The organism is Sphingomonas sp. BL-S-05 (assembly GCF_055521695.1).
The window spans coordinates 1,173,442-1,197,737 of sequence record NZ_CM145499.1; the positions used below are offsets into that span (position 1 = coordinate 1,173,442).

Annotated in this window: 22 protein-coding genes; 7 read left to right on the forward strand and 15 right to left on the reverse strand. The window is 65.5% G+C overall.

Annotation, left to right across the window (positions count from 1 at the left end; all coding sequences use genetic code 11):
• The first annotated feature begins 2 nt into the window (after positions 1–2).
• From ACZ1JS_RS05240 to ACZ1JS_RS05250, 3 genes are all read left to right on the forward strand, one after another.
• The gene (locus ACZ1JS_RS05240) at positions 3–857 is read left to right on the forward strand and encodes a 2,4-didehydro-3-deoxy-L-rhamnonate hydrolase (protein ID WP_465168018.1); all 855 of its coding nucleotides are present in this window, start codon (positions 3–5) and stop codon (positions 855–857) included.
• Positions 854–1,597, forward strand: a complete 744-nt coding sequence (locus ACZ1JS_RS05245; RefSeq protein WP_465168019.1) for an SDR family NAD(P)-dependent oxidoreductase — start codon at positions 854–856, stop codon at positions 1,595–1,597. The genes ACZ1JS_RS05240 and ACZ1JS_RS05245 overlap by 4 nt, the downstream gene beginning before the upstream one ends.
• 185 nt (positions 1,598–1,782) lie before the next feature.
• Positions 1,783–2,682: an amidohydrolase family protein gene (locus tag ACZ1JS_RS05250; protein WP_465168020.1), complete on the forward strand. Its 900-nt coding sequence runs from the start codon at positions 1,783–1,785 to the stop codon at positions 2,680–2,682.
• A gap of 1 nt (position 2,683) precedes the next feature.
• On the opposite strand, the gene ACZ1JS_RS05255 is transcribed toward ACZ1JS_RS05250, so the two are convergent.
• Both ACZ1JS_RS05255 and ACZ1JS_RS05260 read right to left on the reverse strand, forming a co-directional pair.
• Positions 2,684–3,637: a glycoside hydrolase family 43 gene (locus ACZ1JS_RS05255; protein WP_465168021.1), complete on the reverse strand. Its 954-nt coding sequence runs from the start codon at positions 3,635–3,637 to the stop codon at positions 2,684–2,686.
• On the reverse strand, positions 3,634–5,139 hold the full coding sequence (locus ACZ1JS_RS05260) for an MFS transporter (protein ID WP_465168022.1): 1,506 nt from the start codon (positions 5,137–5,139) through the stop codon (positions 3,634–3,636). The genes ACZ1JS_RS05255 and ACZ1JS_RS05260 overlap by 4 nt, the downstream gene beginning before the upstream one ends.
• Before the next feature lie 112 nt (positions 5,140–5,251).
• On the opposite strand from ACZ1JS_RS05260, the gene ACZ1JS_RS05265 reads away from it, so the two are divergent.
• The gene (locus tag ACZ1JS_RS05265) at positions 5,252–6,580 is read left to right on the forward strand and encodes an oligogalacturonate lyase family protein (RefSeq protein WP_465168023.1); all 1,329 of its coding nucleotides are present in this window, start codon (positions 5,252–5,254) and stop codon (positions 6,578–6,580) included.
• 7 nt (positions 6,581–6,587) lie between these two features.
• On the opposite strand, the gene paoC is transcribed toward ACZ1JS_RS05265, so the two are convergent.
• The 6 genes from paoC to ACZ1JS_RS05295 all read right to left on the reverse strand — a co-directional run bounded on the left by paoC (position 6,588) and on the right by ACZ1JS_RS05295 (position 14,351).
• Positions 6,588–8,804 (reverse strand): aldehyde oxidoreductase molybdenum-binding subunit PaoC, encoded by a 2,217-nt coding sequence (gene paoC / locus ACZ1JS_RS05270; protein ID WP_465168024.1) that lies wholly within the window; start codon positions 8,802–8,804, stop codon positions 6,588–6,590.
• Positions 8,805–8,807: 3 nt separating this feature from the next.
• On the reverse strand, positions 8,808–9,758 hold the full coding sequence (locus ACZ1JS_RS05275; RefSeq protein WP_465168025.1) for an FAD binding domain-containing protein: 951 nt from the start codon (positions 9,756–9,758) through the stop codon (positions 8,808–8,810).
• Positions 9,755–10,393 (reverse strand): aldehyde dehydrogenase iron-sulfur subunit PaoA, encoded by a 639-nt coding sequence (gene paoA / locus ACZ1JS_RS05280; protein ID WP_465168026.1) that lies wholly within the window; start codon positions 10,391–10,393, stop codon positions 9,755–9,757. The genes ACZ1JS_RS05275 and paoA overlap by 4 nt, the downstream gene beginning before the upstream one ends.
• A 109-nt stretch (positions 10,394–10,502) precedes the next feature.
• Positions 10,503–10,955: a tRNA (cytidine(34)-2'-O)-methyltransferase gene (locus tag ACZ1JS_RS05285; protein ID WP_465168027.1), complete on the reverse strand. Its 453-nt coding sequence runs from the start codon at positions 10,953–10,955 to the stop codon at positions 10,503–10,505.
• 46 nt (positions 10,956–11,001) lie between these two features.
• A complete protein-coding gene (locus tag ACZ1JS_RS05290; RefSeq protein WP_465168028.1) occupies positions 11,002–13,086 on the reverse strand; it encodes a putative bifunctional diguanylate cyclase/phosphodiesterase in 2,085 nt (694 codons plus the stop codon).
• A gap of 104 nt (positions 13,087–13,190) precedes the next feature.
• A complete protein-coding gene (locus ACZ1JS_RS05295; RefSeq protein ID WP_465168029.1) occupies positions 13,191–14,351 on the reverse strand; it encodes a glycoside hydrolase 5 family protein in 1,161 nt (386 codons plus the stop codon).
• A 181-nt stretch (positions 14,352–14,532) separates the two neighbouring features.
• On the opposite strand from ACZ1JS_RS05295, the gene ACZ1JS_RS05300 reads away from it, so the two are divergent.
• Together ACZ1JS_RS05300 and ACZ1JS_RS05305 are read left to right on the forward strand one after the other, a co-directional pair.
• Entirely contained in the window at positions 14,533–17,370 is a 2,838-nt protein-coding gene (locus ACZ1JS_RS05300) for a TonB-dependent receptor (RefSeq protein ID WP_465168030.1), read from the forward strand.
• A gap of 298 nt (positions 17,371–17,668) precedes the next feature.
• Entirely contained in the window at positions 17,669–18,631 is a 963-nt protein-coding gene (locus tag ACZ1JS_RS05305) for a family 43 glycosylhydrolase (protein WP_465168031.1), read from the forward strand.
• Between the two features lie 148 nt (positions 18,632–18,779).
• On the opposite strand, the gene ACZ1JS_RS05310 is transcribed toward ACZ1JS_RS05305, so the two are convergent.
• Positions 18,780–19,334, reverse strand: a complete 555-nt coding sequence (locus tag ACZ1JS_RS05310) for an FKBP-type peptidyl-prolyl cis-trans isomerase (protein ID WP_465168032.1) — start codon at positions 19,332–19,334, stop codon at positions 18,780–18,782.
• 139 nt (positions 19,335–19,473) lie between these two features.
• On the opposite strand from ACZ1JS_RS05310, the gene asd reads away from it, so the two are divergent.
• Complete coding sequence (gene asd / locus ACZ1JS_RS05315; RefSeq protein ID WP_465168033.1) at positions 19,474–20,325, forward strand: archaetidylserine decarboxylase; 852 nt, start codon at positions 19,474–19,476, stop codon at positions 20,323–20,325.
• Here asd and ACZ1JS_RS05320 read toward each other — a convergent pair.
• The 6 genes from ACZ1JS_RS05320 to ACZ1JS_RS05345 all read right to left on the reverse strand — a co-directional run bounded on the left by ACZ1JS_RS05320 (position 20,293) and on the right by ACZ1JS_RS05345 (position 24,261).
• On the reverse strand, positions 20,293–21,279 hold the full coding sequence (locus ACZ1JS_RS05320; RefSeq protein ID WP_465168034.1) for a 2-hydroxyacid dehydrogenase: 987 nt from the start codon (positions 21,277–21,279) through the stop codon (positions 20,293–20,295). The two genes, asd and ACZ1JS_RS05320, sit on opposite strands and share 33 nt — an antisense overlap.
• Before the next feature lie 184 nt (positions 21,280–21,463).
• Entirely contained in the window at positions 21,464–21,826 is a 363-nt protein-coding gene (locus tag ACZ1JS_RS05325; RefSeq protein WP_465168035.1) for a hypothetical protein, read from the reverse strand.
• The gene (locus tag ACZ1JS_RS05330) at positions 21,823–22,170 is read right to left on the reverse strand and encodes a hypothetical protein (protein ID WP_465168036.1); all 348 of its coding nucleotides are present in this window, start codon (positions 22,168–22,170) and stop codon (positions 21,823–21,825) included. Before ACZ1JS_RS05330 ends, ACZ1JS_RS05325 begins: the two co-directional genes overlap by 4 nt.
• Positions 22,167–23,408 (reverse strand): tyrosine-type recombinase/integrase, encoded by a 1,242-nt coding sequence (locus ACZ1JS_RS05335; protein WP_465168037.1) that lies wholly within the window; start codon positions 23,406–23,408, stop codon positions 22,167–22,169. Before ACZ1JS_RS05335 ends, ACZ1JS_RS05330 begins: the two co-directional genes overlap by 4 nt.
• 1 nt (position 23,409) lies before the next feature.
• Entirely contained in the window at positions 23,410–23,673 is a 264-nt protein-coding gene (locus tag ACZ1JS_RS05340; RefSeq protein WP_261268047.1) for a helix-turn-helix transcriptional regulator, read from the reverse strand.
• A gap of 342 nt (positions 23,674–24,015) precedes the next feature.
• Complete coding sequence (locus ACZ1JS_RS05345; RefSeq protein ID WP_465168038.1) at positions 24,016–24,261, reverse strand: hypothetical protein; 246 nt, start codon at positions 24,259–24,261, stop codon at positions 24,016–24,018.
• Positions 24,262–24,296: the final 35 nt, after the last annotated feature.

Consider the following 24,296-nt stretch of genomic DNA (forward strand, 5'->3'; position numbering starts at 1 on the left):
CCATGAAATTCTGCCGCTATGGAACCCAGGGCAATGAAAAGCCCGGCATCGTCGATGCGAACGGCCAGATCCGCGACTTGTCGGGCGTGGTCGACGATATCACCGTCGCCAGCATCGCCGGGCTGAAGGTCGATGTCGACGCACTGCCGGTCGTCAATGGCGCGCCGCGTTACGGCGTGCCGGTCGCCGGCATTGGCAAGATCGTCGCGATCGGGCTGAACTACGCCGACCACGCCGCCGAATCGAACCTGCCGGTCCCGGCCGAGCCGATGATGTTCATGAAGGCGCTGTCGTCGTTGACCGGGCCGAACGATGAAGTGATGATCCCCCGGGGCTCGACCCACACCGACTGGGAAGTCGAACTGGCCGTCGTGATCGGCAAGACCGCGCGCTACGTGGCGAAGGAAGAAGCGCTGTCGCATGTCGCCGGCTTCGCCATCGCCAACGACGTGTCCGAACGCTTCAATCAGAAGCAGCGCGGCAGCCAATGGTCGAAGGGCAAGGGCCATGACAGCTTCTGTCCGCTCGGTCCGTGGCTGGTGACCCCGGACGAGGCGGGCGACCATCAGAATCTCGACATGTTCCTCGACGTCAATGGCGAGCGGATGCAGACCGGCAACACGAAGACGATGATCTTCGACGTCGCCGAACTCATCTCGTACGTCAGCGAGTATATCACCCTCTATCCGGGCGACGTGATGATCACCGGTACCCCGCCGGGCGTGGGCGAGGGCAAGAAGCCGAACGCCATCTATCTGAAGGCCGGCGACACGATGAAGCTGGGCATCGCCGGTCTCGGCGAACAGAATCAGCAGGTCGTCGAATGGCGCAACCTTGGCGATGCGGTGTTCGGATGACGACCTATTCGGGGCGGTTCGCCGGGCGGAACGCGATCATCACCGGCGGCGCATCGGGGCTTGGCCTTGCCGTTGCCGAGCGGATTGTCGCGGAAGGCGGTCAAGTGTCGGTGTGGGACATGAACCCTGCGCTGGAGGAGACCTGTGAACGTGCCGGCCTGCACGGCGTCCGTCTCGATGTTTCCGACGCAGCGGCGGTCGCCGCCGCTGCGTCGGAAAGCATGGCCGCGCTGGGCAAGGTCGATATCCTGATCTGCTCGGCAGGCATCACCGGCGCGACGGTGCCGGTCCACGAATTTCCGATCGACAGCTGGCTGCAGGTCGTGAACGTCAACCTGAACGGCCTGTTCTACTGCAACCGCGCAGTCGTGCCGCACCTGCTGGCGAATGGCTATGGCCGGATCGTCAACGTCGCATCGGTCGCGGGCAAGGAAGGCAACCCCAATGCCAGCGCCTATTCGGCGACCAAGGCGGGGGTGATCGGCTTCACCAAGTCGCTCGGCAAGGAACTGGCGGGCAAGGGCGTCATCGCCAACGCGCTGACCCCGGCGACGTTCGAAAGCCCGATCCTCGCTCAGTTGCCGCAGAGTCAGGTCGATTACATGCGCTCGAAAATCCCGATGGGACGGCTGGGCGAAGTCGACGAAAGCGCGGCGATGGTCTGCTTCATGGCCAGCGAGGAATGCAGCTTCACGACCGGATCGGTGTTCGACACGTCGGGTGGGCGGACGACCTACTAGGACCCGTTATCCGCAGTCCCGTTGGGTTCGAGCAGCTTCGAGCCTGTCGAGAAGCGTCTGTCGAGAACGGCCCGCTTTGGGGAACCGCCTTCTCGACTACGGTTCTCGACAGGCTCGAACCTCCGCTCGAAGCAAACGGGGGGGTAGGGTAACGGGGGATGAACGATCAACCGGGAGCATAAACCATGAACAAACTCCCCTTCGTCGATGCCCATGTCCATCTCTGGGACCCCGACCATATCCGCTACCCGTTGTTGACGCCGCCCTTCGCCGATGACGGTCCCAACGGCTCGGTCGAACCGATCGCGAAGACATATCTCCTCGACGACTATCGCGCCGATGCAGGTGACTGGGACGTGCGCGGCATCGTCCATGTCGATGCCGGTGCCGCCACCGCCGACGCGCTGAAGGAAACGCGCTGGCTACAGGCGATGGCCGATCGCGAAGCCATGCCGAACGCGATCGTCGCCTTTGCCGATCTGTCCGACCCGGACGTCGATACGCTGCTGGCCCGGCATGCCGCGCACCCCAATGTCCGCGGCATCCGCCATATCGTCAACTGGCATCCCGACCCGCGTCGGACCTACACCCCCCGCGACGTTACGCAGGACGATGCATGGGGCAGGGGCTATGCCCGCCTCGCCGCGCATGGGTTGAGTTTCGATCTGCAAGCCTATCCCGGCCAGTTTTCCGGCCTAGCCCGTCTGATCGAACGCCATCCCGAAACGCCGGTGATGATAAACCATATGGGCATGTGCGTGCCCGGCGAGGAAGGCGAATGGCGCGAGGGTCTGCGCGCGTTGGCCCGCCTGCCACAGGTCGCGATCAAGCTGTCGGGCATCGGCTTCACCCACCGCCCGTGGACACTCGAACAGGCGCGCGCGCTGGTGCTGACCGCGATCGACCTGTTCGGCGTCGGCCGCGCGATGGTCGCCAGCGATTTCCCGACCGACAAATTGTTCGGCAGCTTCGCCGCGACCCTGGGCGCATATGATGCGATCACCGCCGACTTCACCGGCGCCGAACGCCGTGCCATGTTCGCTGGCAACGCCAACCGCTTGTATCATTTGGGGTTGGCACTCTGACCTATCGCAACGGCCGCATCACCGGTGCGTCGCGATCGATCGTCAAAACGCCATCCTTTTCCCGCAATTCGGCGATCTGCAACACCGTGCGCCGGTGCCAGCGCGGGTCGCTTTCCGCTTCCGGCTCGCCCGATTGGTGGACGAAATAGATGATCCACGCCCGGTCGCCGACCACGACGATATCGGGATGCTGCCCTTTCGCCCGGTCGGTCGGTCGCTTGCCCGGTTCGGCCAGCAGATAGCCCGGTTGCCGCGTCCAGTGGGTCGCGTCGTCCGATCGCTGGACCAGCAACCCTTTCCACGCATCGCTCACCAGCCACCACGCACCACGCCAGCGAACCGCCTTCGGCCCTTCGCCCGGCGTATCGGTGACGGTCCCCTTGACCGTCCAATGCTTCAGGTCGCTGCTGTCGGCATAGCGGATCGACTTGCCGGTGCGTTCGTCGTTGAACCACAGCCGATATCGGTTCGGCCCGAGCACCGCGACGCTGGCGTCGATCACCCGGTCCGACCCCAGATCGAGCCGCTCACCGCAGTCCCAGCGCTTCAGGTCGCGGCTGGTCAGATGCACGATGAAGCGCGGCGCGTTCCAGTCGCGAAACACGCCCGGCACGACGGTCAGCCACATATGCCAGCGGCCATCGATCCGCTGTACTTCCGGCGCCCATAACGTCGCACCGGTACAGCTTTCCGGGATCGCCGCCGTCCCGCCATAGCGCCAGCGAACCCCGTCGCTCGACCTAGCGATGCCGATCGCGGTGCCATGTACCCATGACACGTCCTTTTCGTCCGCCCCGGCCAGGTTCGCACGCCGGTTGGTGTAGAACATCACCCACTCGCGCGTCGCCGGATCGTGCACCGTCGATGCATCGGCTGCGCCGTCATGCACCGGGTCGCGCCACAGCGGAACGGGCGCGGTAGCCGCCGCCTGGGCGAGCAGCCCCGCCCAGATCATGCGGGCTTCGCCGCGACCGGATTATTGCCCCAGAGCCGGTCGTGCGGCCATCCCGACAAGTCCTCGACCACCGCCTTGTGCTGCGGATCGGGCGGCGCGGTATCGCCGGCGCGCAGCCGTTCGATCTCTTCCATCAGGATCGCATGCGTCTTCGGATCGAGCCGGAAGCGCAGCGATACGAGGATGCCCGCCGCCAGCACGCCGAGCGTACCCACGCCCAGCAGCAGCGCGATGGTATTGATGGCCTGCGGCGTCTGGGTCTGTGCGCCCGATACGAATCCGCCTGCCTGGATGATGAGGCCGACGCCCGCCACCGCCGCTGCCTGCGTCGCCTTGCGCACGAAGGTCATGACCCCGGCGAAGCTGCCCTCGCGCCGCTGCCCGGTCACGATTTCGTCGACATCGGCCATATAGTTGTACGTCGCCCAGGGGATGTAGTTCAGCGCCCCGCGGCCCAGCCCGGCAAGGCCGATCGCCAGATAGATTAGCGGGCTGGTGGCGGTCGTTCCGCCTGCCCATAGCGACAGCAGCACGATCACCCCCAAACCGAACGTCACTGCCGCCAGCCGATAGGCGAACGCCGGCGAGGCGCGTAGCGCGAGGTTGATCGCGATCACCACCGCCACGAACTGGACGATATACATCGTGCCGAGCAGCCCCGAGGCCATCGCGGTCGTACCGGCCAGTGCGAAGATGACGAAGAAGGTGAAGGCGGCGTTGAAGATATCCTGGCTGATATAACCGCCCAGATACATGCCGAGGTGCAGCCGGAACGCGCGGATCCGCATCGTCGAGAACAGGTTGCGGTACAGCGCCTTGAACGCCGATCCGACGCCGGCGCTCTGCCGTCCGGCGGCTTGCGGGGGCAGGGGGCGTTCCCAGCTGAACCGATAGAGGAAGGCGGCGGTCGCCATGAAAAGCGCCGCGAAGATCAGCCCCATGTAGAAGAAAGTCTGCGCGCTGTCCCGGCCGAGATAGTTGATGAGCCACAATGGCAGGAACCCGGCGAGGATAGCGGCGGTTTGTCCGAACAGGATGCGGAAGCCGGCGAACTTCGCCTTGGTCTTATAGTCGGTCGACATTTCTGCCGCCAGCGTCTCGTACGGGATGATGACCATCGCATAGACCAGCTCGAACCCGACATAGCTGACCAGATAATACCAGAAGGTCATGCCCGGCAGCCACATCAGCGCGAAGCTCGGCAATAGCGGGATGGCGGCCAGGATGAAGAAGCGCCGCCGCCCGAACCGGCTCCCCAGCGCGGTCGTGCCGAAATGGTCGGAGAGATAGCCGATCACCGGCGACGCGATCGCGTCGAGGATGCGCGCGACCGCGAAGATCAGCGCCGCCTGTCCCGCGCTCAGCCCGCAAAACTGGGTATAGAAGATCAGCACCCAGCCGGAAATGACCGCCATCGACCCCGCGCCCAGCACGTCGTTCGAACCATAGGCGAGGTAGTTGATGAGCCGGACCGGACGCTTGGCAGGTGGGGCGGATATCACGCGCGCTCTCTCCTTCGCATGGTCCGGGCTTGCGTCGCCCGTTTCATCATGCTCAACATATGAAGAGCTATCATACTATGTGGAACATCCACAAGCGCGTTTGGAGAGTGCGATGCGGACCCCGATATTGCTCGGCCTTGCGGCGATGCTGATGAGCGCCGCACCTGCGTTCGCCAAGCCTGCGGCCGAATGGGTCGATCGGCTGACCGGCCACCGCGTCGTCCGCATCAGTCGGGTGCCTGACAGCACCAGCCTGTATTTCCACCAGAACAGCTACACGCCGCAGGGCGACTTAATGGTCGTCAGCGTCCCCGACGGCATCGCGACTGTGGACCTCAAGACGTGGGAAATGAAACCGCTGGTCCGCGAAAAGGGCGTGACGCTGCTGTTCACCGGCCGGCGGACGCGCACCGCTTATTATGCGCGACAACTCCGCAACGATGCCAGCGGCCCATCGTCGATCTATGCGGTCGACATCGATACCGGTCGGAGCCGCAAGGTCGCCGACGTGCCCGGTGGTTCGATCGGCTCGATCAACGCCGACGAAACGCTGCTGCTGGGACAGGTCGCATTGGGCGAAGGCGCATTACGCCCCGACGGTACCCGGCAGGACGACCGCCATGCGCCCGGCCGCGTGGTGGGACCGGGCGAGGCCGACTATCGCGCCACTCGCGCCGACGGTACGCCCTACAGCTTTGCCGAAGCCAAGGAGCGCCGCCTGAACGAACGGCTGGAGGCGGGCATTCCGATGGAAATCTTCACCATCGATCTGCGCACCGGGCAGCGCCGCGTCGTCACCGCCTCGACCGACTGGCTGAACCATATCCAGTTCTCGCCGACCGACCCGCGACAGATCATGTATTGCCACGAAGGACCGTGGCACAAGGTCGACCGCATCTGGACCATCCGTGCAGACGGCACGGGCAAGACGCTGGTTCACAAGCGCACGATGAACATGGAGATTGCCGGCCATGAGTTCTTCTCGGTCGATGGCCGGACGATCTGGTACGATCTGCAGACGCCGCGCGGTGAGGTGTTCTGGCTCGCCGGCTACGACCTGACCACCGGGAAGCGGCACTGGTACAAGGTCGATCGCAACCAATGGTCGGTCCATTACAACCAGATGCCGGGCGGCAAACGCTTTTCGGGGGACGGCGGCGACAGCGAGATGGTCGCCCATGCCCCCGACGGCAAATATCTTTATCTATTCACGCCGCAGGCGATTCCCGACGTCGCCGACATCCATGCCGCCAATGCCGATGCGCTGATCGTTCCCGGCACGCTGGCGGTCGAGAAACTGGTCGACATGCGCCAACACGACTACCGGTTGGAGCCGAACATGACCTTCACCCCCGACGCCAAATGGGTGGTGTTCCGCGGCAATTTCGAAGGCGCCACGCACATCTACGCGGTGGAGGTGGCGAAAGCCGCCACCCCCTGATCCGCCGTCAGACGATCGGCGGCAACCGCTCCAGATGCTTTTCCAGCGTTAGCGGATAGTCGCGGATGCGCACGCCCGTCGCATTATAGACGGCGTTCGCGATCGCGCCCGCGACCCCGCACATGCCCAATTCGCCGACGCCCTTCGCCTTCATCGGATTGGCCTTCTCATCGGCTTCGTCGAGGAACACGACTTCCTGATGCGGGATGTCGGCATGGACCGGCACCTCGTAGCTGGCGAGGTCGTGGTTGACGAACATGCCGAAGCGCTTGTCGACCGCCAGTTCCTCCATCAGCGCCGATCCCGCGCCCATCGTCATCGCGCCGATCACCTGGCTGCGCGCCGATACGGGATTGATGATCCGCCCCGCCGCGCATACCGCCAGCATCCGGCGGATGCGGGTGATGCCGGTATAGGCGTCGACCCCGACCTCGACGAAATGAGCGCCGAAGGTCGCGAACTGATAGGTCTTGTCGAGCTTGTCGAACTCGATCTTGTCCTCGCCGACCAGCTCGCCGCCCGCCGCCGCCGCGCGCAGGTCGCCGCTCTTCCCGCCGCCGCTGACCTTACCATCGGCGAAGTCCGCGGTCGCGGGATCGATGCCCAGCCGCTGCGCCGCCTGTTCGCGCAGTTTGACGCAGGCGGCATAGACGCCGGCGGTGGCATTGGCCGCGCCCCATTGCCCGCCCGATCCTGCGGACACCGGGAAGGCCGAACTACCCAGCTTCACCACCACCGCCTCGGCCGGTACGCCCAGCATTTCACCCGCCGTCTGCGCGATGATCGTGTAGCTGCCGGTGCCGATATCGGTCATGTCGGTCTCGACCGTCACCACCCCGTCGCGACCCAGCCGCACCCGGGCGCCCGACGTGCGGTTGACGTGATTGCGGAACGCGGCAGCGACGCCCATGCCGACCAGCCATTTGCCGTCGCGCACCTGCCCCGGCGTGGCGCTGCGCCGCGACCAGCCGAAGCGCTGCGCCCCTTCGGTCAGGCACCGCACCAATTGCCGCTGCGAGAAGCGACGTTCGGGCTTTTCCGGATCGACCTGCGTATCGTTCTTGACGCGCAGCGCGACGGGGTCCATCCGCAGCTTTTCGGCCATTTCGTCCATCGCGATTTCGAGCGCCATCATCCCCGGCGCCTCGCCGGGTGCGCGCATTGCATTGCCCTCGGGCAGGTTGAGCACCGCCAGCCGCATCGACGTCAGCCGGTTCGCCCCGGCATAAAGCAGCTTCGTCTGATTGACCGCCGTTTCCGGGCCACCGTTCGGCTGGTCGCCCGACCCGCTTTCGTGCGCGATCGCGGTGATCGTGCCATCGGCCTGCGCGCCCAGCCGGATGCGCTGGCGCGTCGCCGGACGATGGGTCGCATTGTTGACCATCATCGGCCGTTGCATGGCGAGCTTGACCGGTCGCTTCGCCGCCTTTGCCCCCAGTGCCGCCAGCACCGCATCGGCGCGCAGGAACAGTTTCCCGCCGAAACCACCGCCGACATAGGGCGACATCAGCGTGATCTTGTCCTTCGGTATGCCGAGCGTCCTCGCCAGATCGCCGCGTCCCCAGTCGATCATCTGGTTCGACGTCCACAGCGTCAGTTCGTCGCCAGTCCATGCCGCGATCGACGCGAACGGCTCCATCATCGCATGGCTGTGGTCGGGGGTCGTATATTCGGCGTCGATCTTGACCGGCGCGGCGGCGAAGGCGTCCTCGAACTTGCCCGTACGGTCGACGGGTGGCGCGCCGCTGCCCTCGCCGCTGTCGCCACCGGTCAGCGGTGCCGACTTCAGCGCTTCGTCCAGATCATAGCTGCCGGTTGCGCGCGCATAATCGACCCGCACCAGTGCGGCAGCAGCGCGTGCCTGTTCGAACGTCTCGGCGACAACCAACGCCACTGCCTGATGATAATGATCGACCTGCGGCCCGGCGAGCAGCTTGACGGTGTTCATCTGCCCCTTGCCGAGCTTGCCGGCATTCTGGGCGGTCACGATCGTCAGCACGCCCGGCGCGCCACGCGCCTCGTCCAGATTGATCGAACGGATCGTGCCCTTGGCGACGGCCGATCCGACGATATAGCCATAGGCGGGGTTCGCGATCGCGCGGTGTTCATAGGCATAGGGTGCCTGACCGGTCGTCTTGAGCGGACCGTCGATCCGCTCGTGCGGGCGGCCGACCACCTTCATCCGGTCAATGGGATTGGTCGTCGCGGGGGTGTCGAACTGCATGGATTACGCCTTGGCTTGCGCGATGACCGATGCCAGCGCGCGGGTCGCGAGCGGCAGCTTGAACGCATTGTCCTTGGTCGGGGTCGCGCCCTGGAAGGCGCGGGCGGTAACGGCGGCGGCCCCTTGCGGCAGCAGCGCGTCGGCCGCTTCGACCCGCCACGGCCGGGGGGCGACCCCGCCGAACGCGACGCGCCCGGTGCCGTCCCGCTGGATGACCGCCGCGACCGACACCAATGCATAGGCATAGGATGCCCGGTCGCGGACCTTCTCATAGAAATGCCGGCCGCCGATCGGGCGGGGCAGGGTGACGGCAGTGATCAGCTCGCCGGGCTTCAGCACCGTGTCGATCTCGGGCCGGTCGCCCCACAGCCGATGGAAGTCGGCAATTGGGATGGTGCGCCGCTGTCCGCCGCCATCGACCGTCTCGATCGCGGCATCCAGCACGCGCATCGCCACCGCCATGTCGCCGGGAAAGGTCGCGATACAGGCGTTGCTGACGCCGATCACCCCCAATTGCCGCGAATAGCCGCCGATCGCCGCGCATCCCGACCCCGGCTTGCGCTTGTTGCACGCCATATTGGTGTCGTAGAAATAGGGGCAACGCGTCCGCTGCAGCAGATTGCCGGCGGTCGACGCCTTGTTGCGCAACTGGCCCGACGCACCGGCGACGATCGCCCGCGTCAGCACGCCGTAATCGCGCCGCACCCGCTCGTCGGCGGCCAGATCGGTGTTGGTCACCAGCGCGCCGATCCGCAGGCCGCCGTCACGGGTCTTCTCGATCTTGTCGAAGCCGAGGTCCTGTACGTCGACCAGATGCGTCGGCGTCTCGATCTCCAGCTTCATCAGGTCGAGCAGGTTGGTGCCGCCGGCAATGAATTTGGCGTCGGGACGACCGGCGACGATCCGGGCGGCCTCGACCGCGTCCTTCGCCCGTTCATAGGTGAACGCCCTCATGCCTTTGCCCCCGCTACGTCCGCCATCGCATCGGCGATGTTGGAATAGGCTCCGCAGCGGCAGATATTGCCGCTCATCCGTTCGCGCATTTCCATGTTGCTGGCGGCGGGGCGCTTCGCCAGGTCCGCCTGCACATGGCTCGGCACACCGCGCCGTATCTCGTCGAGCACGGCGACCGCGGAACATATCTGGCCGGGCGTGCAATAGCCGCACTGATATCCGTCATGCTTGACGAACGCCGCCTGCATCGGGTGCAGCTTGTCGGGCGTCCCCAGCCCCTCGATCGTCACGATCTCGTCGCCTTCGTGCATCACGGCCAGCGTCAGGCAGGAATTGATCCGCTTGCCGCCGACCAGCACTGTACAGGCTCCGCATTGGCCATGGTCGCAGCCCTTCTTGGTGCCGGTCAGGTGCAGATGCTCGCGCAACGCATCGAGCAGCGTCGTCCGCGTGTCGAGCGTCAGCTCTTGCGGCCTGCCATTGACCTTGAACCGGACCGGCATGGTCGGTGGTGCCTGTGGTTGGGGCGCGTTCTGCGCGACCGCCGCACCCGGTGCCACCGCAATGGCGGCACCCATCGCACCGCTCGCCAACACGCCGCGGCGCGTGATTTCCAGTTCAGGCCTGTCCGCCATTCGATCGATCATCCTTGTCGGGGAACATCCCGGATACCGGGACAACGCACAAACGCGTGGATCGACCCGCGCGCACGACGAACGTACGCTATCGGGCGAACCGACGCCATCAGCTGGGCAGGCCGCCGGTCTGGCGCAGCGCCTCGCCCAGCGCCAGCGCCGCGGCGGTGGCAAGGTTCATCGACCGCACCTCGGCCCGGATCGGCAGGCGCAGCCGTTCGTCGCATGCTCCGGCAATCTCGGTCGGAACCCCGGCGCTTTCCTTGCCGAACAGCAGCACGTCGTCCGCCCGGAACGCGAAATCATAGGCCGACCGATCGCTCTTGGTCGTGAACAGCACCAGCCGGGGCGGTGCCACCGCCGATCGGAACGCATCGAAGCCGGCATGTCGGGTGACCGCGACATGGTCGATATAGTCCATCGCCGTCCGCCGCACCCGCCGGTCGTCCCATGCGAATCCCAGTGGCTCGATCAGGTCGACCGCGACGCCCAGGCAGGCGCCCAGCCGCATGACGGCTCCGACATTGCCGGCGATTTCGGGTTCGTACAGGGCGATGCGCATCGCCGCTGCTTGGCGGCTGAACGATCGGCGCGCAAGGCCGCGTCGGTCAGATCGCCAGTTCGGCGGGCGCCAGCAGGTGATCGACGACGCGCATCGGCCGACCGATATGATATCCCTGCAACTGGTCGCAGCCCCATTCGCGCAGCTGCGCCAGTTGCTCGGCGGTCTCGACCCCTTCGGCGACGATCGACATGCCCAGGCTCTTGCCGAGACCGATCGTCGCCTTGACGATCACCGCGGACGCATCGTCGGACAGCATCGTCGCGACGAAGCTGCGATCGATCTTCAGCTTGTCGAAGGTGAATTCCTTCAGGTTGCTCAGCGACGAATGGCCGGTGCCGAAATCGTCCATCGCCAGGATCGCGCCCGCCGCCTGCAACCGGCGCAGCGTCGTCTGCACGGCGTGGCGATGCTGGTCGAGCAGCGTCGCGCTCTCGGTCACTTCCAGTTCCAGCCGGTCGGTCGTGATGCCGTGCTTGGTGGCGAGATCGAGCAGGCTGCCCGCCAGTTCGGCATCGCGGAACTGGAGCGGGGACAGGTTCAGCGCCAGCTTTATCGACTCGGGCCACTGCGCAGCAGCGGCCATCGCCGTATCGGCGACCCAATGCCCGATCCGTCCGATCTGCCCGGTCGCTTCGGCGATGGGGATGAAGATGTCGGGGCGGATGTCGCCCAGATCGGTATGCGTCCAGCGCAACAGCGCCTCGAACCCGGTGATCCGCCCCTCGGGGGTCGCGATCGGCTGATAGGCGAGATAGAGCTGGTTCGCATCGATCGCACGTTCCAGATCGCGGCCCAGCCGGTTGCGCAGGCTGACCTCCTCCAACAGCCCGGTATCGAAGAATCGCGCGGTGTTGCGCCCGTCCGACTTCGCCCGGTACAGCGCCATGTCGGCAAGGTTGTGCAGGTCGTCGCCGCCCTGATCGGGCGAGGAGATCGCGACGCCGATGCTCATCTGGATCGGCACGTCGGCGCTCAGCGTCGCTTCGGTCGCGCGGGAGATGCGCCGCAACAGCGCCTCGGCGGCGGCGGGCTGCGCCGGCGCGACCTGGATGATGGCGAATTCGTCACCGCCGATCCGCGCGACGAGATCGCTGGCGCGCACGCATCCCGACAACAGCTTCGCGGCACGCCGCAATGCGTCGTCGCCGCCGGCATGGCCGCAGCGGTCGTTGATGCTCTTGAATTCGTCCAGGTCGATCGCGAACAGCGTGACCTTCTCCCCGGTCCGTCGCGCGCGGATCAGTTCATGGGCCAGCCGGTTTTCGAACAGCAGCCGGTTGGGCAGGCCGGTCAGCGCGTCGTGATGGGCGAGGAAATCGACGCGGCGTTGCGCGCTGCGCTGGGCCTCCATCGCCTTGTGATATTCGGAAACGCCCCGCGCCAGGTCGCCGACCTCGTCGCGCCGGTCCAGACAGGGCACGCTCTGTCCGACCGGCCGGTCCGCCCGGAACGCGCGCAGGATGCTGGCGATCGCGGTGATCGGTTCGATGACGCGCAGGTGCAGCCACAACGCCATGACCAGCAGCGTCAGGATCACGGCCCCGGCACTCAACAGCGCGCGGAACGTGCCGCGATGGTTGAGCGCGATGGCATCGTCGGCGGCATCGCCGATCGCGCGGCCCAGCACGTCGCGCGCCTTGGTCCGCTCGCTTTCCAGCCGCTTGAGCGCGTCGAGGAACTGCGGCATCGCCGGTTTGATGGCGTCGGGATCGCGCCGGGCGGTGTCGATCAGCGCCTGTCCGATCGGCACGAACGCCATAGTCGCGCTGCGGGTCTGTGCCAGCGCGGCCCGCAATTCGGCCGGCAGCAACCGGTCCGGATCGGTCGCGGTGACGTTGGACAGCGCGCGGAACGCCCGCAGCTCGGCGGACAGCGCTTGCCACTGCGCCTCGGGCACGGTGCCGTGCCGTTCGGCCAGCCGGGTCGCGTCACCGATCGACAGCCTCAGCGCACGCTGCGCCGCGTCCTGCCGGTCCTGCCCGCGCAGCAATTCGGTCAGATGGCCGATATGCCCTGCCGACGACCCGACCTCCGCGCCGATGTGCAGCCAGCTCGCCAGCAGCAGCAGCGACGGCAGCAGCACGGTTGCGCAGGCGACGGTTACCTTGGTCGAGATCGAGAGATGCACCGGCGACTCCCCGTGGAAGGCCGCAGGTTACGGTTAAAGAATTACCAAGAGGTTAGAGAAGCCGCCCGCCGCCGACACCCTCATGGCGGCGGGCGGGACGGACGTCAGCGGCGGCGACGCGGCACCGGCGCTGCCACGGGGGTAACCGGCACCACCCCCTTGGGCGCCGTGGCCAGCCGGCGGATCAGATCGGTCTCGGCGGTGCGATAGGGGGTGCCATCGGCGCGGAACACCTCGTGGAACCAGATGGTCGGCTCGGCCATCACATAGGGTTTCTGCCAGCTATCCCATGGCAGCCGCGTCTGCGTCTTCCCGTCGACGAACCCCCAGTTCATCATGCCGACATTGTAGCGTTTGGCGATCGGCAGCGACCCGTCGAACGTCGATCCGTTCCCGCGCGCCATATATTCGGTGCAGATGATCGGCCGGTTATAGGGCAGCAACTGGCGGATGCGCCCTTCGAACGTCTCGGGCCAGCTATAGTCGTGGAAGGTGATGACGTCCGACTGCGCCAGTTGCAGCTTCGCCATCGCCGATGCCTTGCCCCCCGGCGTCCAGTCGTCGCCGATCCACACGCCCGAGGTGATCGGCTGCATCGGATCGGCATCGCGTGCCCAGTCGAACACCTGCGCCAGCAGCGCGCGGACCATCGGCTCCTTGCCCTCCTGACCCTTATACTGGTCGGCGCCATTGTCGGGTTCGTTCCAGACGTCCCAGCCGAGCACGCGCTCGTCGCGCCCGAACGCGCCGATCACGCCCTGCACATAGGCCTTGTACGCCGGATAGCGGCTGCGGTCGCGCAGGCCCGCCATGCCCGGCCCCTGCACCCAGCCCGAATTATGCACGCCGGGGATCGGCGGATGCTGCGGCCCCAGCTTCGGGTTCGGGTCCCAGCAGCTGTCGAACAGCACGAACAGCGGCTTGATCCTGTGCCGCGCCGCGATCTGCAGAAACTCGTCGATCCGCCGCCTGAAGCCCTCCGCATCCTGCGTCCACAGCTGGTCGTGCAGGAACACGCGCATCGTGTTCATGCCAATGCCCTGCGCGAGGTTCAGCTCGTAATCGATCCGCTGCGGATCCCATGTCTCGGCCTGCCACATCTCCAGCTGGTTGATCGCGCTGGCGGGCGTGAAGTTCGCGCCGACCAGCCATGGCTGTTTCGCATACCAAGCCCCGGCCTGCGCCTCGCTCCAGCGATCGCGCGCCTCGGCCGGCGCCATGGTCAGCATGGTCGCACCCAGCAGCGCGACGACAAATCCCTTCATCCATTCTCTCCCGTTTTACGTTTCCCCCGACCGACGGCGCGAAGCCGCCAGCGAGCGAAAACGCTTCTTTCGTAACCGTTTCCAATTATCACATATATTCGTATTGTGAACGTCTTCCGGCGCTGTTAGGTCGGACAAATCGGCGGCGACAGACCGCATCGCTTTGAACTGGGGAGGAAATATGCACCGCAAGCATTTCTGGCGCGCATCCGCGTCGCTGCTGGCCGCCACCGCCGGCACGTTGCCGCTGACCGCGCTCGCACAGACCGGCGCGCAGGAGACGCCGAAGCCGACCACGCCGTCCGACCAGTCGGTCAGCCCGACCGCACCCGCGCCCTATGAACAGGACAGCGCGACCGACGATGGCGATATCGTCGTCACCGGCCTGCGCCGCAGTCTGCAATCGGCGCAGCAGTTAAAGCAGAATTCGGACGGCATCGTCGATGCGATCGTCGCCGAGGATATCGGCAAGCTCCCCGACACCTTCGCCTCCGCCGCCCTTGCGCGCGTGACCGGCGTACAGGTGACGCGTGGCGCGGGCGAGGCGGCCGGGGTCCAGATTCGCGGCCTGCCCGATATCAGCACCACCTATAATGGCCGTGAGATCTTCACCGCCGAAGGGCGCTTCGTCGCGATTCAGGATTTCCCGGCCGGCACCGTCGCCGCGCTGGAAGTCTACAAGTCGAGCACCGCGAACCTGATCGAGGGCGGCATCGGCGGACAGGTCAACGTTCGCGGCCGTCGGCCGTTCGACTTCAAGGGCCTCGAAATCTCCGGCTCGCTCAACGGCGTCAATTGGGAGCAATCGGGCGGGTTGACGTGGAACGGCAACCTCCTGGTCAGCGGGCGGTGGAACACCGGCATCGGCGAGATGGGGCTGCTCGTCAACGCCTCCTATGTCGGCCTGAACTATCTCGACGCGACGCGCGAACAGTCGCTGGTGATCGGCACCACCAGCGCCGCCAATGCCGGTACGGCCGGCGTCCGCTATCCCGACGCGCAGGGTCGCTTCACCAGCAACGGCAAGCGCTGGCGTCCCTCGGCCAATGCCGCCTTCCAGTGGCGGCCGAGCAACGAACTCGAAATTTATGTCGACGGCCTGTATCAGGGCTATCGCGGCCATGATTCCAACCAGTGGATGTTCGTGCCGATCTTCGGCGGCGACGCGTTCCGCCTCAACAACCTGACCACCCGCGACGGCAACCCGACCATCGCCCAGAGCGCGACCGTGGTCGGCGCCAACACGCCCGACGGCTATTTCACCTCCGCCAACGGCCGCACCGATACCTATCAGGTCGGCGGCGGCGCGACCTGGACCCGCGACCGGCTGCGCCTGTCTGCGGATGTCGCCTATACCGACAGCGCCTACACCTTCAATCTGAACAATATTGACTATCTGTTCGCCAGTTCGCCGACCCGCAACGTCGTGTTCGAAACGCCGAGCGGCAATTATGGCGGGCCGAGCTTCAACTTCGTCGATTTCGACGTGACCGATCCGGCCAATTTCCTGACCCGCGGCTTCTTCCAGGAATTCCTGAAGGTCGGCGGCAAGGACATTCAGACCCGCTTCGACGCGCAATATGATCTGGGCGACGGCTTCCTCAAGGAATTTAAGGTCGGCTTCCGCTACAACGACCGCGACGCCAATCGCGATCGCGGCGCGCCTTATATCGAGAAGCGCGGCGAGGAATTTTACCGCAACCTCCGCATTCCGATCTCTGCGCTACCCATCGACGTCGGATCGACCCGCCCGGCGTTCAAATTCGACAATGCTTTCCCGGTAAAGACATTCGCCTCGATTACCGAACCGAGCATCCGCGCAAACATCGCCGAACTACGTTCCTTCTTCGGCGCGCCGGAGGGCAATCCGGCGTTCAACCCGACCGAGAATTTCCGTGCCAATGAAAAAGCGTTCGCGACCTATGCGCAGATCAAATACGGCTTCGACCTCGGCTCGACGATGAGCGTCGACGGCCTGGTCGGCCTGCGCGCGATCAAGACGAAAACGCGTATCGGTGGCTTCGCCCGCGTCGAAATCGATCCGGTCAACCCGACCTTCAGCCCTGTTACCGCCGAAAACGAATATTCCGATTACCTGCCCAACGTCAGCGCGCGGGTCCGCTTCAACGAGGAATTGCAGATGCGCCTCGCCTATACCCAGACGCGCACACGCCCGAACTTCTTCGACCTGAACCCGACGCTGACCGTTGGACCGCCGATCGTGATCGATCCCAACAACCCGCCCAATCCGAACGACCCGAACAGCAGACTGCGCGCCATTTCGGGTGGCAATCCCGATCTGAACCCGCTGACCTCGGACAATTACGATATCAGTCTCGAATGGTATTTCTCGCGCACAGGCTCGCTCACCGGCGCGCTGTTCCGCCGCGATGCGCAGGGCTTCATCTCGCGCGTCGCCATCGCCCCGGTCGATTTGGGCTATGGCCCGTCGCGCTTCGACCGGCCGGAAAATACCGGCAAGACCCGGTTCAACGGGGCGGAGGTCGCCTTCACCAGCTTCCTCGACTTCGACAGCCTGCCCGAATGGATGCGCGGCTTCGGCGTACAGGCCAACGCGACCTATATTGACGCGCGCGGCGACCTCGCCACGGGCTTAAGCGCTTCGCCCAATGTGGCCGGCACGCGGGTGCCGTTCACCGGCGTGTCGGAATGGTCCGGCAACCTTGTCGGCCTTTATGAACGCTCGTTCTTCTCGGCGCGGTTGGCGTACAACTACCGGTCGGACTTCGTCAGCTATTACAGCATCGAACCGCTTGACGTTGGGCCGGACCGTTTGTCGCCACGCACCCGCGCCGTGATTGAAAAGGGGCGGGGCCAGCTCGATTTCTCGACGACGCTGACGCCAGTGCCGAACGTCACGCTGGCGTTCGATATCGTCAACCTGCTCGGCAACCCGATAAAGCGGACCCGCCAGTTCAACGATGCCGGCGACGTCTATACCCGCCAGATTCAGTATCTCGAACGCGTTTATTCGCTCGGCGTCCGCTTCCGCTTCTGACGGGTCTCCTGTTCTCCTGATCGTGGGGGGCAGGGCGGGGACGGGTGGTCGGTGATCGAGCGTCACGGCCGCCCGGACTTGCCAGCCCGCCCATTCGAGAACATTTTTGGCAAGATCGGGTACCTAACCCGAAGCACCACGTACCCCGGCGAAGGCCGGGGTCCAGTTGGAAAGGCTTCTCGATAGTAAATCGACGTTCCCCGACTGGACCCCGGCCTCCGCCGGGGTACGGCCTGGAACGCCCCGCCAGCGACATAATCCGCGTCCGTTGACCCTCCGAACCCACGGAAACCTTCTCATGCGCAAACATCTGTTCCTGCCGCTCATCCTCCTCACCAGCGTCGCCGCCGCCCCAGCCGGCAATCCGCAATTCGAGGGCGCCGATCCGCATGCGATGTTCATCGGCAACGAACTCTGGGTCTTCCCGACCGGCGGCCCCGGCGGTAGCTGGGCCGCCGACCGGTTCGGCGCCTTCTCGACGCGCGACCTGAAGAACTGGCGCCCGCGTGGCGAACTGATCCGCCGCGATCAGATCGGCTGGATCAAGGATGACGGCGCACCCGAACATTTCCTATGGGCGCCGGGCGTGGCCACGCGCAACGGCAAATATTATCTCTATTTCTCGGTCGGCCCCCAGAACCCCACCCCCAGCCGGATCGGCGTCGCCGTCGCCGACCGGCCGGAGGGGCCGTATCGCGACAGCGGCCGTCCGCTGGTGACCGGGGGGCAGGGGTTCGAGGCGATCGACCCGATGGTCTTCAACGACGCCCGTTCGGGGAAAAGCTATCTCTACGCGGGCGGCAGCGCCGGTTCGAGGCTGCGCGTCTGGGAACTCAAACCCGACATGGTGACGATCGCGCGCGAGGTACCTGTCGCCAACCCGCCGCAATTTACCGAGGGCGCGTTCCTGCATGAACGCGGCGGCACCTATTACCTGTCGTACAGCCATGGCCGCTTCAACGGCCCCAGCTATTCGGTCCATTATGCCACCGCGCCCTCGCCGGTCGGCCCATGGAAATATCGCGGCGCCATCCTGACCAGCGATGCGACGCACAAGGGGCCGGGGCATCACAGCTTCGTCAAGGCGCCGAACGGTGAATGGCTGATCGTCTATCACCGCTGGGAAAACCCGCAGGGCGCCGAACCCTATCGCGGCGAACGGCAGGTCGCGGTCGACCGGGTCCGCTATGCCCGCGATGGTCGCATCCTGCCGATCCGGATGACCGATGGGGCCGCCGCACCGACGCTGGCAGCCCGGTAGGGTGGGATGACAAAACCCTGACTCGTTCGTGCTGAGTAGGGGCTGAGCCTGACGAAGACCCGTATCGAAGCACCTGCCCCAAACAGTCCTTCGATACGCCATTTCGACAAGCTCAATGGCTACTCAGGACGAACGGGTTAGGCAGGCCTTACGGCTTGGCCGATGTGGCCGGCTGCGCTTCGGCCGGGGCAGGGGGATTGTTCATCGCCTGCACTTCGGCGGCGGTCTTGAAATCCAGCAGTTCGACCTGGAACACCAGATCGGAATTGGCGGGGATCGACCCGGCCTCCCGCGCGCCATAGCCGAGCGCGGCGGGGATGCAGAACCGCACCACCGCCGTACGGTTCATCGTCTGCAACGCTTGCGAAAAGCCGGGAATGACCTGATCGATCGGCAGCGGCGACTGCATATTCTGGTCGAACACCGCACCGGTCGCCGCCAGATAGCCCAGATAATTGACCAGCACGATATCGCTTGCGGCCGGCTTCGCCCCGGTGCCGGGACGCAGCACGGTATAGCCCAGCCCCGACGCGGTCTTCGCCGCACACAGCCGCTGCGCGGCCGGGACGATCGGGTTGAGCGGCAGCGGGATGATGGCGTTGTTCGGCTTCACCGCCGCCGGCTGGGTCTGGGCATGGGCGATGGGCGAAACCGCCAGCAGCGGAAGGGCGACGATGCGCGCGACGCGGGACAGGATGGTCATGGGGCGCGGCTATAGGGCGGACCGCGCAGCGGCGCCACGCGTTTCCGCTGGACATCTCGCGCCGCCCGCCTAGCGTCGGGCGCCCTGCCAAAGCCGGTCGCGACGTCATCGCTATCCGCGCGTCGCTTCCCGAGGCCCCATGTCCGACCGTCTGAAGATCCTGTTCCAGCACCTCCTGCCCAAACGCCACCTGACCGGCTTTGCGGGCCGGGTGGCGCGTGCGGAATCGGCGCTGGTGACGCCGCGCCTGATCCGCTGGTTCGCCCGGCGCTATGGTGTCGATATGGCTGAGGCGGTCAATCCGGACCTCAGCAGCTACAAATCGTTCAACGAATTCTTCACCCGCCCCTTGCGCGACGGCGTCCGCCCGCTCGCCGGTGTCAACTTCGTCTGTCCGGTCGACGGCGCGATCAGCCAGTTCGGGCCGATCGACGACGGCCGCATTGTCCAGGCCAAGGGGCATTGGTTCAATACGGTCGAATTGATTGGCGGCGACGCCACCCTCGCCGAACCGTTCCAACGTGGCAACTTCGCCAACTTATATCTCTCGCCCCGCGACTATCACCGCCTGCACATGCCCTGCGACGGCACGCTCTCGCGCATGATCTATGTGCCCGGCTCGCTCTATTCGGTGAACCCGGTCACCGCGCGCGGCGTGCCGAACCTGTTCGCCCGCAACGAACGCGTCGTCTGCTTCTTCGACTCACCGGAAAACGGCCGTTTCGTCATGGTGTTGGTCGGCGCGACGATCGTCGGCAGCATGGCCACCGTCTGGCACGGCGTCGTCAATCCGAAACGCTCCGGCCGGATCGCCGAATGGACCTACGCGCCGGGCGAAGTCTCGCTGAAACAGGGCGAAGAAATGGGCCGTTTCTTGCTCGGCTCGACCATCGTGATGCTGTTCGAACCCGGCCGGATCGCCTTCAATCCCGACTGGGCACCGGAACGCCCGGTCCGCCTAGGCGAAGCGATGGGCACCCGCCCGGTTTAGGGACTGCGTCTCCGCCACCGGCGTCAGCGCCGGACGACCGTCGAACCACGCGACCAGATTGTCGACCACCAACTGCCCCATCGCCGCCCGCGTCGCGACCGATGCCGATCCGATATGCGGCAGCAGCACGACGTTCGGCATGGCCAGCAGCGCTGGCGGCACGCGCGGCTCGTCCTCGAACACGTCCAGCCCGGCGCCGCCGATCGTGCCGTCCTGCAACGCCGCCACCAGCGCAGCTTCATCGACCACGCTGCCCCGAGCCACGTTGATCAGCACGCCTTCAGGCCCAAGCGCCGCAAGGACCGCTGCGTCGATCAGATGCCGTGTGCCGCTATTGCCGGGGACGATCGCGATCATCAGGTCCGATGCCGCCGCAAGCGCGACGGGCGTCTCGTGATAGGGATAGGCAACCCCGTCCTGTCGCGAACGTCCATGATAGGCGATTGCCACGTCGAACGCCTCCAGCCGCCGCGCAATCGCCTTGCCGATCGCGCCCAGCCCGACGATCCCGACCCGCCGCCCGCGCAACGTCGGCGAAAGCGGGAAGGGGCCGGATGGCCACCGCCCAGCCCGGACGAAGGCGTCCGCCTGCGGAATGCGCCGCAGTGTGGCAAGCAGCAATCCGACGGTCAGATCGGCTACCTCGTCGTCGAGCACGCCCGGCGTGTTCGTGACGACGACGCCCCGCGCGGCGGCTGCTTTTGCGTCGACATTATCGTAGCCGACGCCGAAGCTGGCGATGATCTCGAGCGCGGGCAGCCGGTCGAGCCATGTCGCGTCGATCGTACCTGCCAGCGTCGTCGCGGCAAGCCCAACGACATCCGGCCCGACCTTCGCCAGAAACGAATCACGATCGTCCTGCTCCCACAACCGGTGCAACGTGAACCGTTCGTCGAGCGCCGAGACGACGCCGTCGGAAAGCGGCGCGAGCATCAATATCTGTGGTTTGGGCATAAAGCGGTGATAGCATGGCAGAGGACGGTGCCGATGCGAAAACTGGTGGACGCACTTGGGCTCGAACCAAGGACCCGCTGATTAAGAGTCAGGCGGGCCACGTCCAACAGCGTGTTAACATGCCTGCATCCATTGGCTTTTGCAACGACCGTTTGCACCTCGGCCAAACCGTTTGCACTCACTCTCAGCCGAGGGTTGCGGCGAACCTCAGCAAAGCCAGCGTATCCAAGTACCTGGAGAGGGCATCGATCGTGGTCCGCTTCGATTCTTCGTTCGCCGAGGAGCCGAGCGCACGCGCGATGAAGGGCAGTGCTTCGCTAATCGAACACCATGCTTGCCAGTGCGAAGTGGGTGATCGGCGCTCGATGACCTTTGCTTTGGGACCGCTCTCGTCGAACGGCACCGGTTCGATGATAATCGCGATGACGTCTCCGCCTGCGAAGTAGGTGTAGCCTGAGTGGCCCATGCGCAAGGCCTCCATGTCGACGCCCTCGAACGAATGGCCACCGAACAGATTGTTCTCCTCCCAGCGATCCTCCTCGATCATACGTCACCCGCTCGCATGCTGGCCGAGAACCGCATCACCGTCAGCGGCCCGAGGAGGCGCGACATGTCTGAAAGGACCTGCTCGCGCCCGGATGGATGCGCCCGCAGGATTCTGGCGATGTAGGGCAGGGCCTGATCCAGTGTACACCAGCTGCGCCAATGCGAGCCGTCGTCACGTCGCTGGACCACGAGCGCGAACGCCTGATTGCTTGCGCTGTTCAGCCTCACCCAGGTTCCGAGCCCGGTGACGTCGACGGCGTTGCTCTGCTTGCAGAGATTCGGTGAGAAGATATCGAGATCGTCGACCAGCGTGGCCCACGGATGCCAGACCATGTCGTCGCTCATTCTTCGCTTTCCCTTCGCTTGGCCGCTTCCCCCATCAGCGCCGCCGCTCTCTGCTGCTCCTCCCGCGCCGACAGGTACTTGAGCGCCATCTGGTAGGTGCTGTGACCGATGATCGACGTGATCGTCGCCACCGTCGCTCCCGCCTCGTTGAGCGTACCGGCGGCGCTGTAGCGCAGGCCGTGGAAGCTCACATCGGTCCAGCCCTGATCGTCCAGCCAGCTCCGTAGATGGTCGCTGTAGAGACGTTCGGAGTAGGGGCTGCCGTCGTCCTGCAGGAGCAGCTGCGCGGCGTCGTCATCGTCGTTGGATCCCCGGCGACGCGCGACCAAGTTGACCAGGGGACCGGTGGCGACGACGTCGACCAGGTTGCCGGTCTTCTCCTGTCGGATCCGCACCATGGGGCCGACACACTGCGCCTTCGTCATGTTGCAGCAGGTACGCAGTCGCTGGCCGGTGTACGCGCCGAGGATCACGCCATCGCGGATGTGGCGGGGTCCGTGATCGATCGCATGCTGGATCTGATGCTCGGTCCACGGCTTGCGGCCGTCGACGTTCTTCTTCCGATGCAGCTTCTTCACGCCGAAAGCGGCGTTGACCGTCACCAGTTCCTGATTGATCGACCATTCCATGAGCGTGGATACGACCGACTTGAAATAATCGGCGGTTCGCGCGCCCGTGGTCTCGGTGATCGGTGCGGGTGGCTTGCGCTTGTTCTTGGGCCTTTCCGGGATCGGTTTGTCCTTGGCGCGCAGACGAGCCACACGCGCTTCCCAGGCGTCGTCGGCGGCGGCATCGCGCGCGGCACGGGCATCGATCGCCGCCTGTCGTGACGCGACGGTCGCGGCCTTGACCTGCTTGCGGAGCGCGCGGACGCCTGCGGAGGTTAGGCGGGAATATGGGAGATCGCCGACCATGTCACACAGCCGGTCGAGTTCGCGGCCATAGTCGGTGCGTGTCTTCGCGCTCAGCTGCGTCCATTCGTCCGACGCGCGGTACAGATTGACCAGGGACCGGATCGAGGTTTCGTCGGCAGCCTGCTTCGCCGCGATGGTCGTCTTCTCGACCTGGGCCTTGAGCTGCTCGTACAGGCGATTGAACGCCGGCTCACCCGGCAAACCGGGCAGGCGAGTAGGTGGGCCGGGAAGGCTGGCGTGACGGAAATACCAAAGCTCGCGGGTGCCTTTGCGCCCACCGGTCTTCCGGATCGTCATGGTGTACGGAAGGGTGGCGTCCGCCACGTCAGCTCGCCTTGCTGAACCGGGCCGCGAACGGATCCGCAGCATCACGATCGCGATCGTTGGCCGCATCGCCGTCGACGACGCCGTGCTGACGGTCGATCATCGCGTCGAGGTCGTCGCGAAGCCAGACGCGGCAGCCACCATCGCGGATTCCGGCCGGATAGATGCCGGCCTTCACGCGATCGAGGAAGGCGTTCTCGCTCACGCCGCAGTAGTAGGCGGCAGCCGGAGCGCGCATCTGACGGGGCGGGAAATGGTACGACATGGCTTCGATTCTACTCTGGCGTTGGCATCCGGCGGACCGACCTCGCGGCAGGACCTCTCGAAGATGATGGGTCCATTTTTCGAGATCTGTCGACAGGAGATTCGCGCTTCGTTCTTCCGTTCACGACCTGTTGCTTATCGGCAACCATATGGAAGGAAGTGACCCCGCTTACGGGACTATCCGACACCGAGGTCCTGATCCGAGCCCATGCCTGCCGGTCTATCTCGGCTGCGACGGACGTGCTGGTCGGATATCGTGTGCGGATCGTCACGCCGGTCGCGGCGGCGGCGATCAGGACGATGGCCGAGGGGACGAGGACCGAGCGCGGCCCCTGCCAGCGCATCATCTCAGCAGCCGGACCTCCATCCAGTCCATCACGCCCCGGTCGATGGCGCCGACGGCGTGAAGCCGCTGCACGTCCTCGAAAAGCATCGGTCGCCAATGACCGTCCGCGCGCCGCTCGTGCCGTTCCAGAACCTCCTTGCGGCGGCACCACATCGTCACGCCGCCACCCATGTCGGCCGCTCCGTACAGCCCGTCCACCGTCTCCTCGATCGCCGCGATCGCGATCGGCTTGCCTTCGTCCATCTTTCATCCTCCGACTGATGTCAGGGGAGGATTCC

Bases quoted from the DNA above. Each gene is read 5' to 3' on its own strand.
- ACZ1JS_RS05240 (WP_465168018.1), top strand. From the start codon at position 3: ATGAAATTCTGCCGCTATGGAACCCAGGGCAATGAAAAGCCCGGCATC.
- ACZ1JS_RS05245 (WP_465168019.1), top strand. From the start codon at position 854: ATGACGACCTATTCGGGGCGGTTCGCCGGGCGGAACGCGATCATCACC.
- ACZ1JS_RS05250 (WP_465168020.1), top strand. From the start codon at position 1,783: ATGAACAAACTCCCCTTCGTCGATGCCCATGTCCATCTCTGGGACCCC.
- ACZ1JS_RS05255 (WP_465168021.1), bottom strand. From the start codon at position 3,637: ATGATCTGGGCGGGGCTGCTCGCCCAGGCGGCGGCTACCGCGCCCGTT.
- ACZ1JS_RS05265 (WP_465168023.1), top strand. From the start codon at position 5,252: ATGCGGACCCCGATATTGCTCGGCCTTGCGGCGATGCTGATGAGCGCC.
- paoC (WP_465168024.1), bottom strand. From the start codon at position 8,804: ATGCAGTTCGACACCCCCGCGACGACCAATCCCATTGACCGGATGAAG.
- ACZ1JS_RS05275 (WP_465168025.1), bottom strand. From the start codon at position 9,758: ATGAGGGCGTTCACCTATGAACGGGCGAAGGACGCGGTCGAGGCCGCC.
- paoA (WP_465168026.1), bottom strand. From the start codon at position 10,393: ATGGCGGACAGGCCTGAACTGGAAATCACGCGCCGCGGCGTGTTGGCG.
- ACZ1JS_RS05285 (WP_465168027.1), bottom strand. From the start codon at position 10,955: ATGCGCATCGCCCTGTACGAACCCGAAATCGCCGGCAATGTCGGAGCC.
- ACZ1JS_RS05295 (WP_465168029.1), bottom strand. From the start codon at position 14,351: ATGAAGGGATTTGTCGTCGCGCTGCTGGGTGCGACCATGCTGACCATG.
- ACZ1JS_RS05300 (WP_465168030.1), top strand. From the start codon at position 14,533: ATGCACCGCAAGCATTTCTGGCGCGCATCCGCGTCGCTGCTGGCCGCC.
- ACZ1JS_RS05305 (WP_465168031.1), top strand. From the start codon at position 17,669: ATGCGCAAACATCTGTTCCTGCCGCTCATCCTCCTCACCAGCGTCGCC.
- ACZ1JS_RS05310 (WP_465168032.1), bottom strand. From the start codon at position 19,334: ATGACCATCCTGTCCCGCGTCGCGCGCATCGTCGCCCTTCCGCTGCTG.
- asd (WP_465168033.1), top strand. From the start codon at position 19,474: ATGTCCGACCGTCTGAAGATCCTGTTCCAGCACCTCCTGCCCAAACGC.
- ACZ1JS_RS05320 (WP_465168034.1), bottom strand. From the start codon at position 21,279: ATGCCCAAACCACAGATATTGATGCTCGCGCCGCTTTCCGACGGCGTC.
- ACZ1JS_RS05325 (WP_465168035.1), bottom strand. From the start codon at position 21,826: ATGATCGAGGAGGATCGCTGGGAGGAGAACAATCTGTTCGGTGGCCAT.
- ACZ1JS_RS05330 (WP_465168036.1), bottom strand. From the start codon at position 22,170: ATGAGCGACGACATGGTCTGGCATCCGTGGGCCACGCTGGTCGACGAT.
- ACZ1JS_RS05340 (WP_261268047.1), bottom strand. From the start codon at position 23,673: ATGTCGTACCATTTCCCGCCCCGTCAGATGCGCGCTCCGGCTGCCGCC.
- ACZ1JS_RS05345 (WP_465168038.1), bottom strand. From the start codon at position 24,261: ATGGACGAAGGCAAGCCGATCGCGATCGCGGCGATCGAGGAGACGGTG.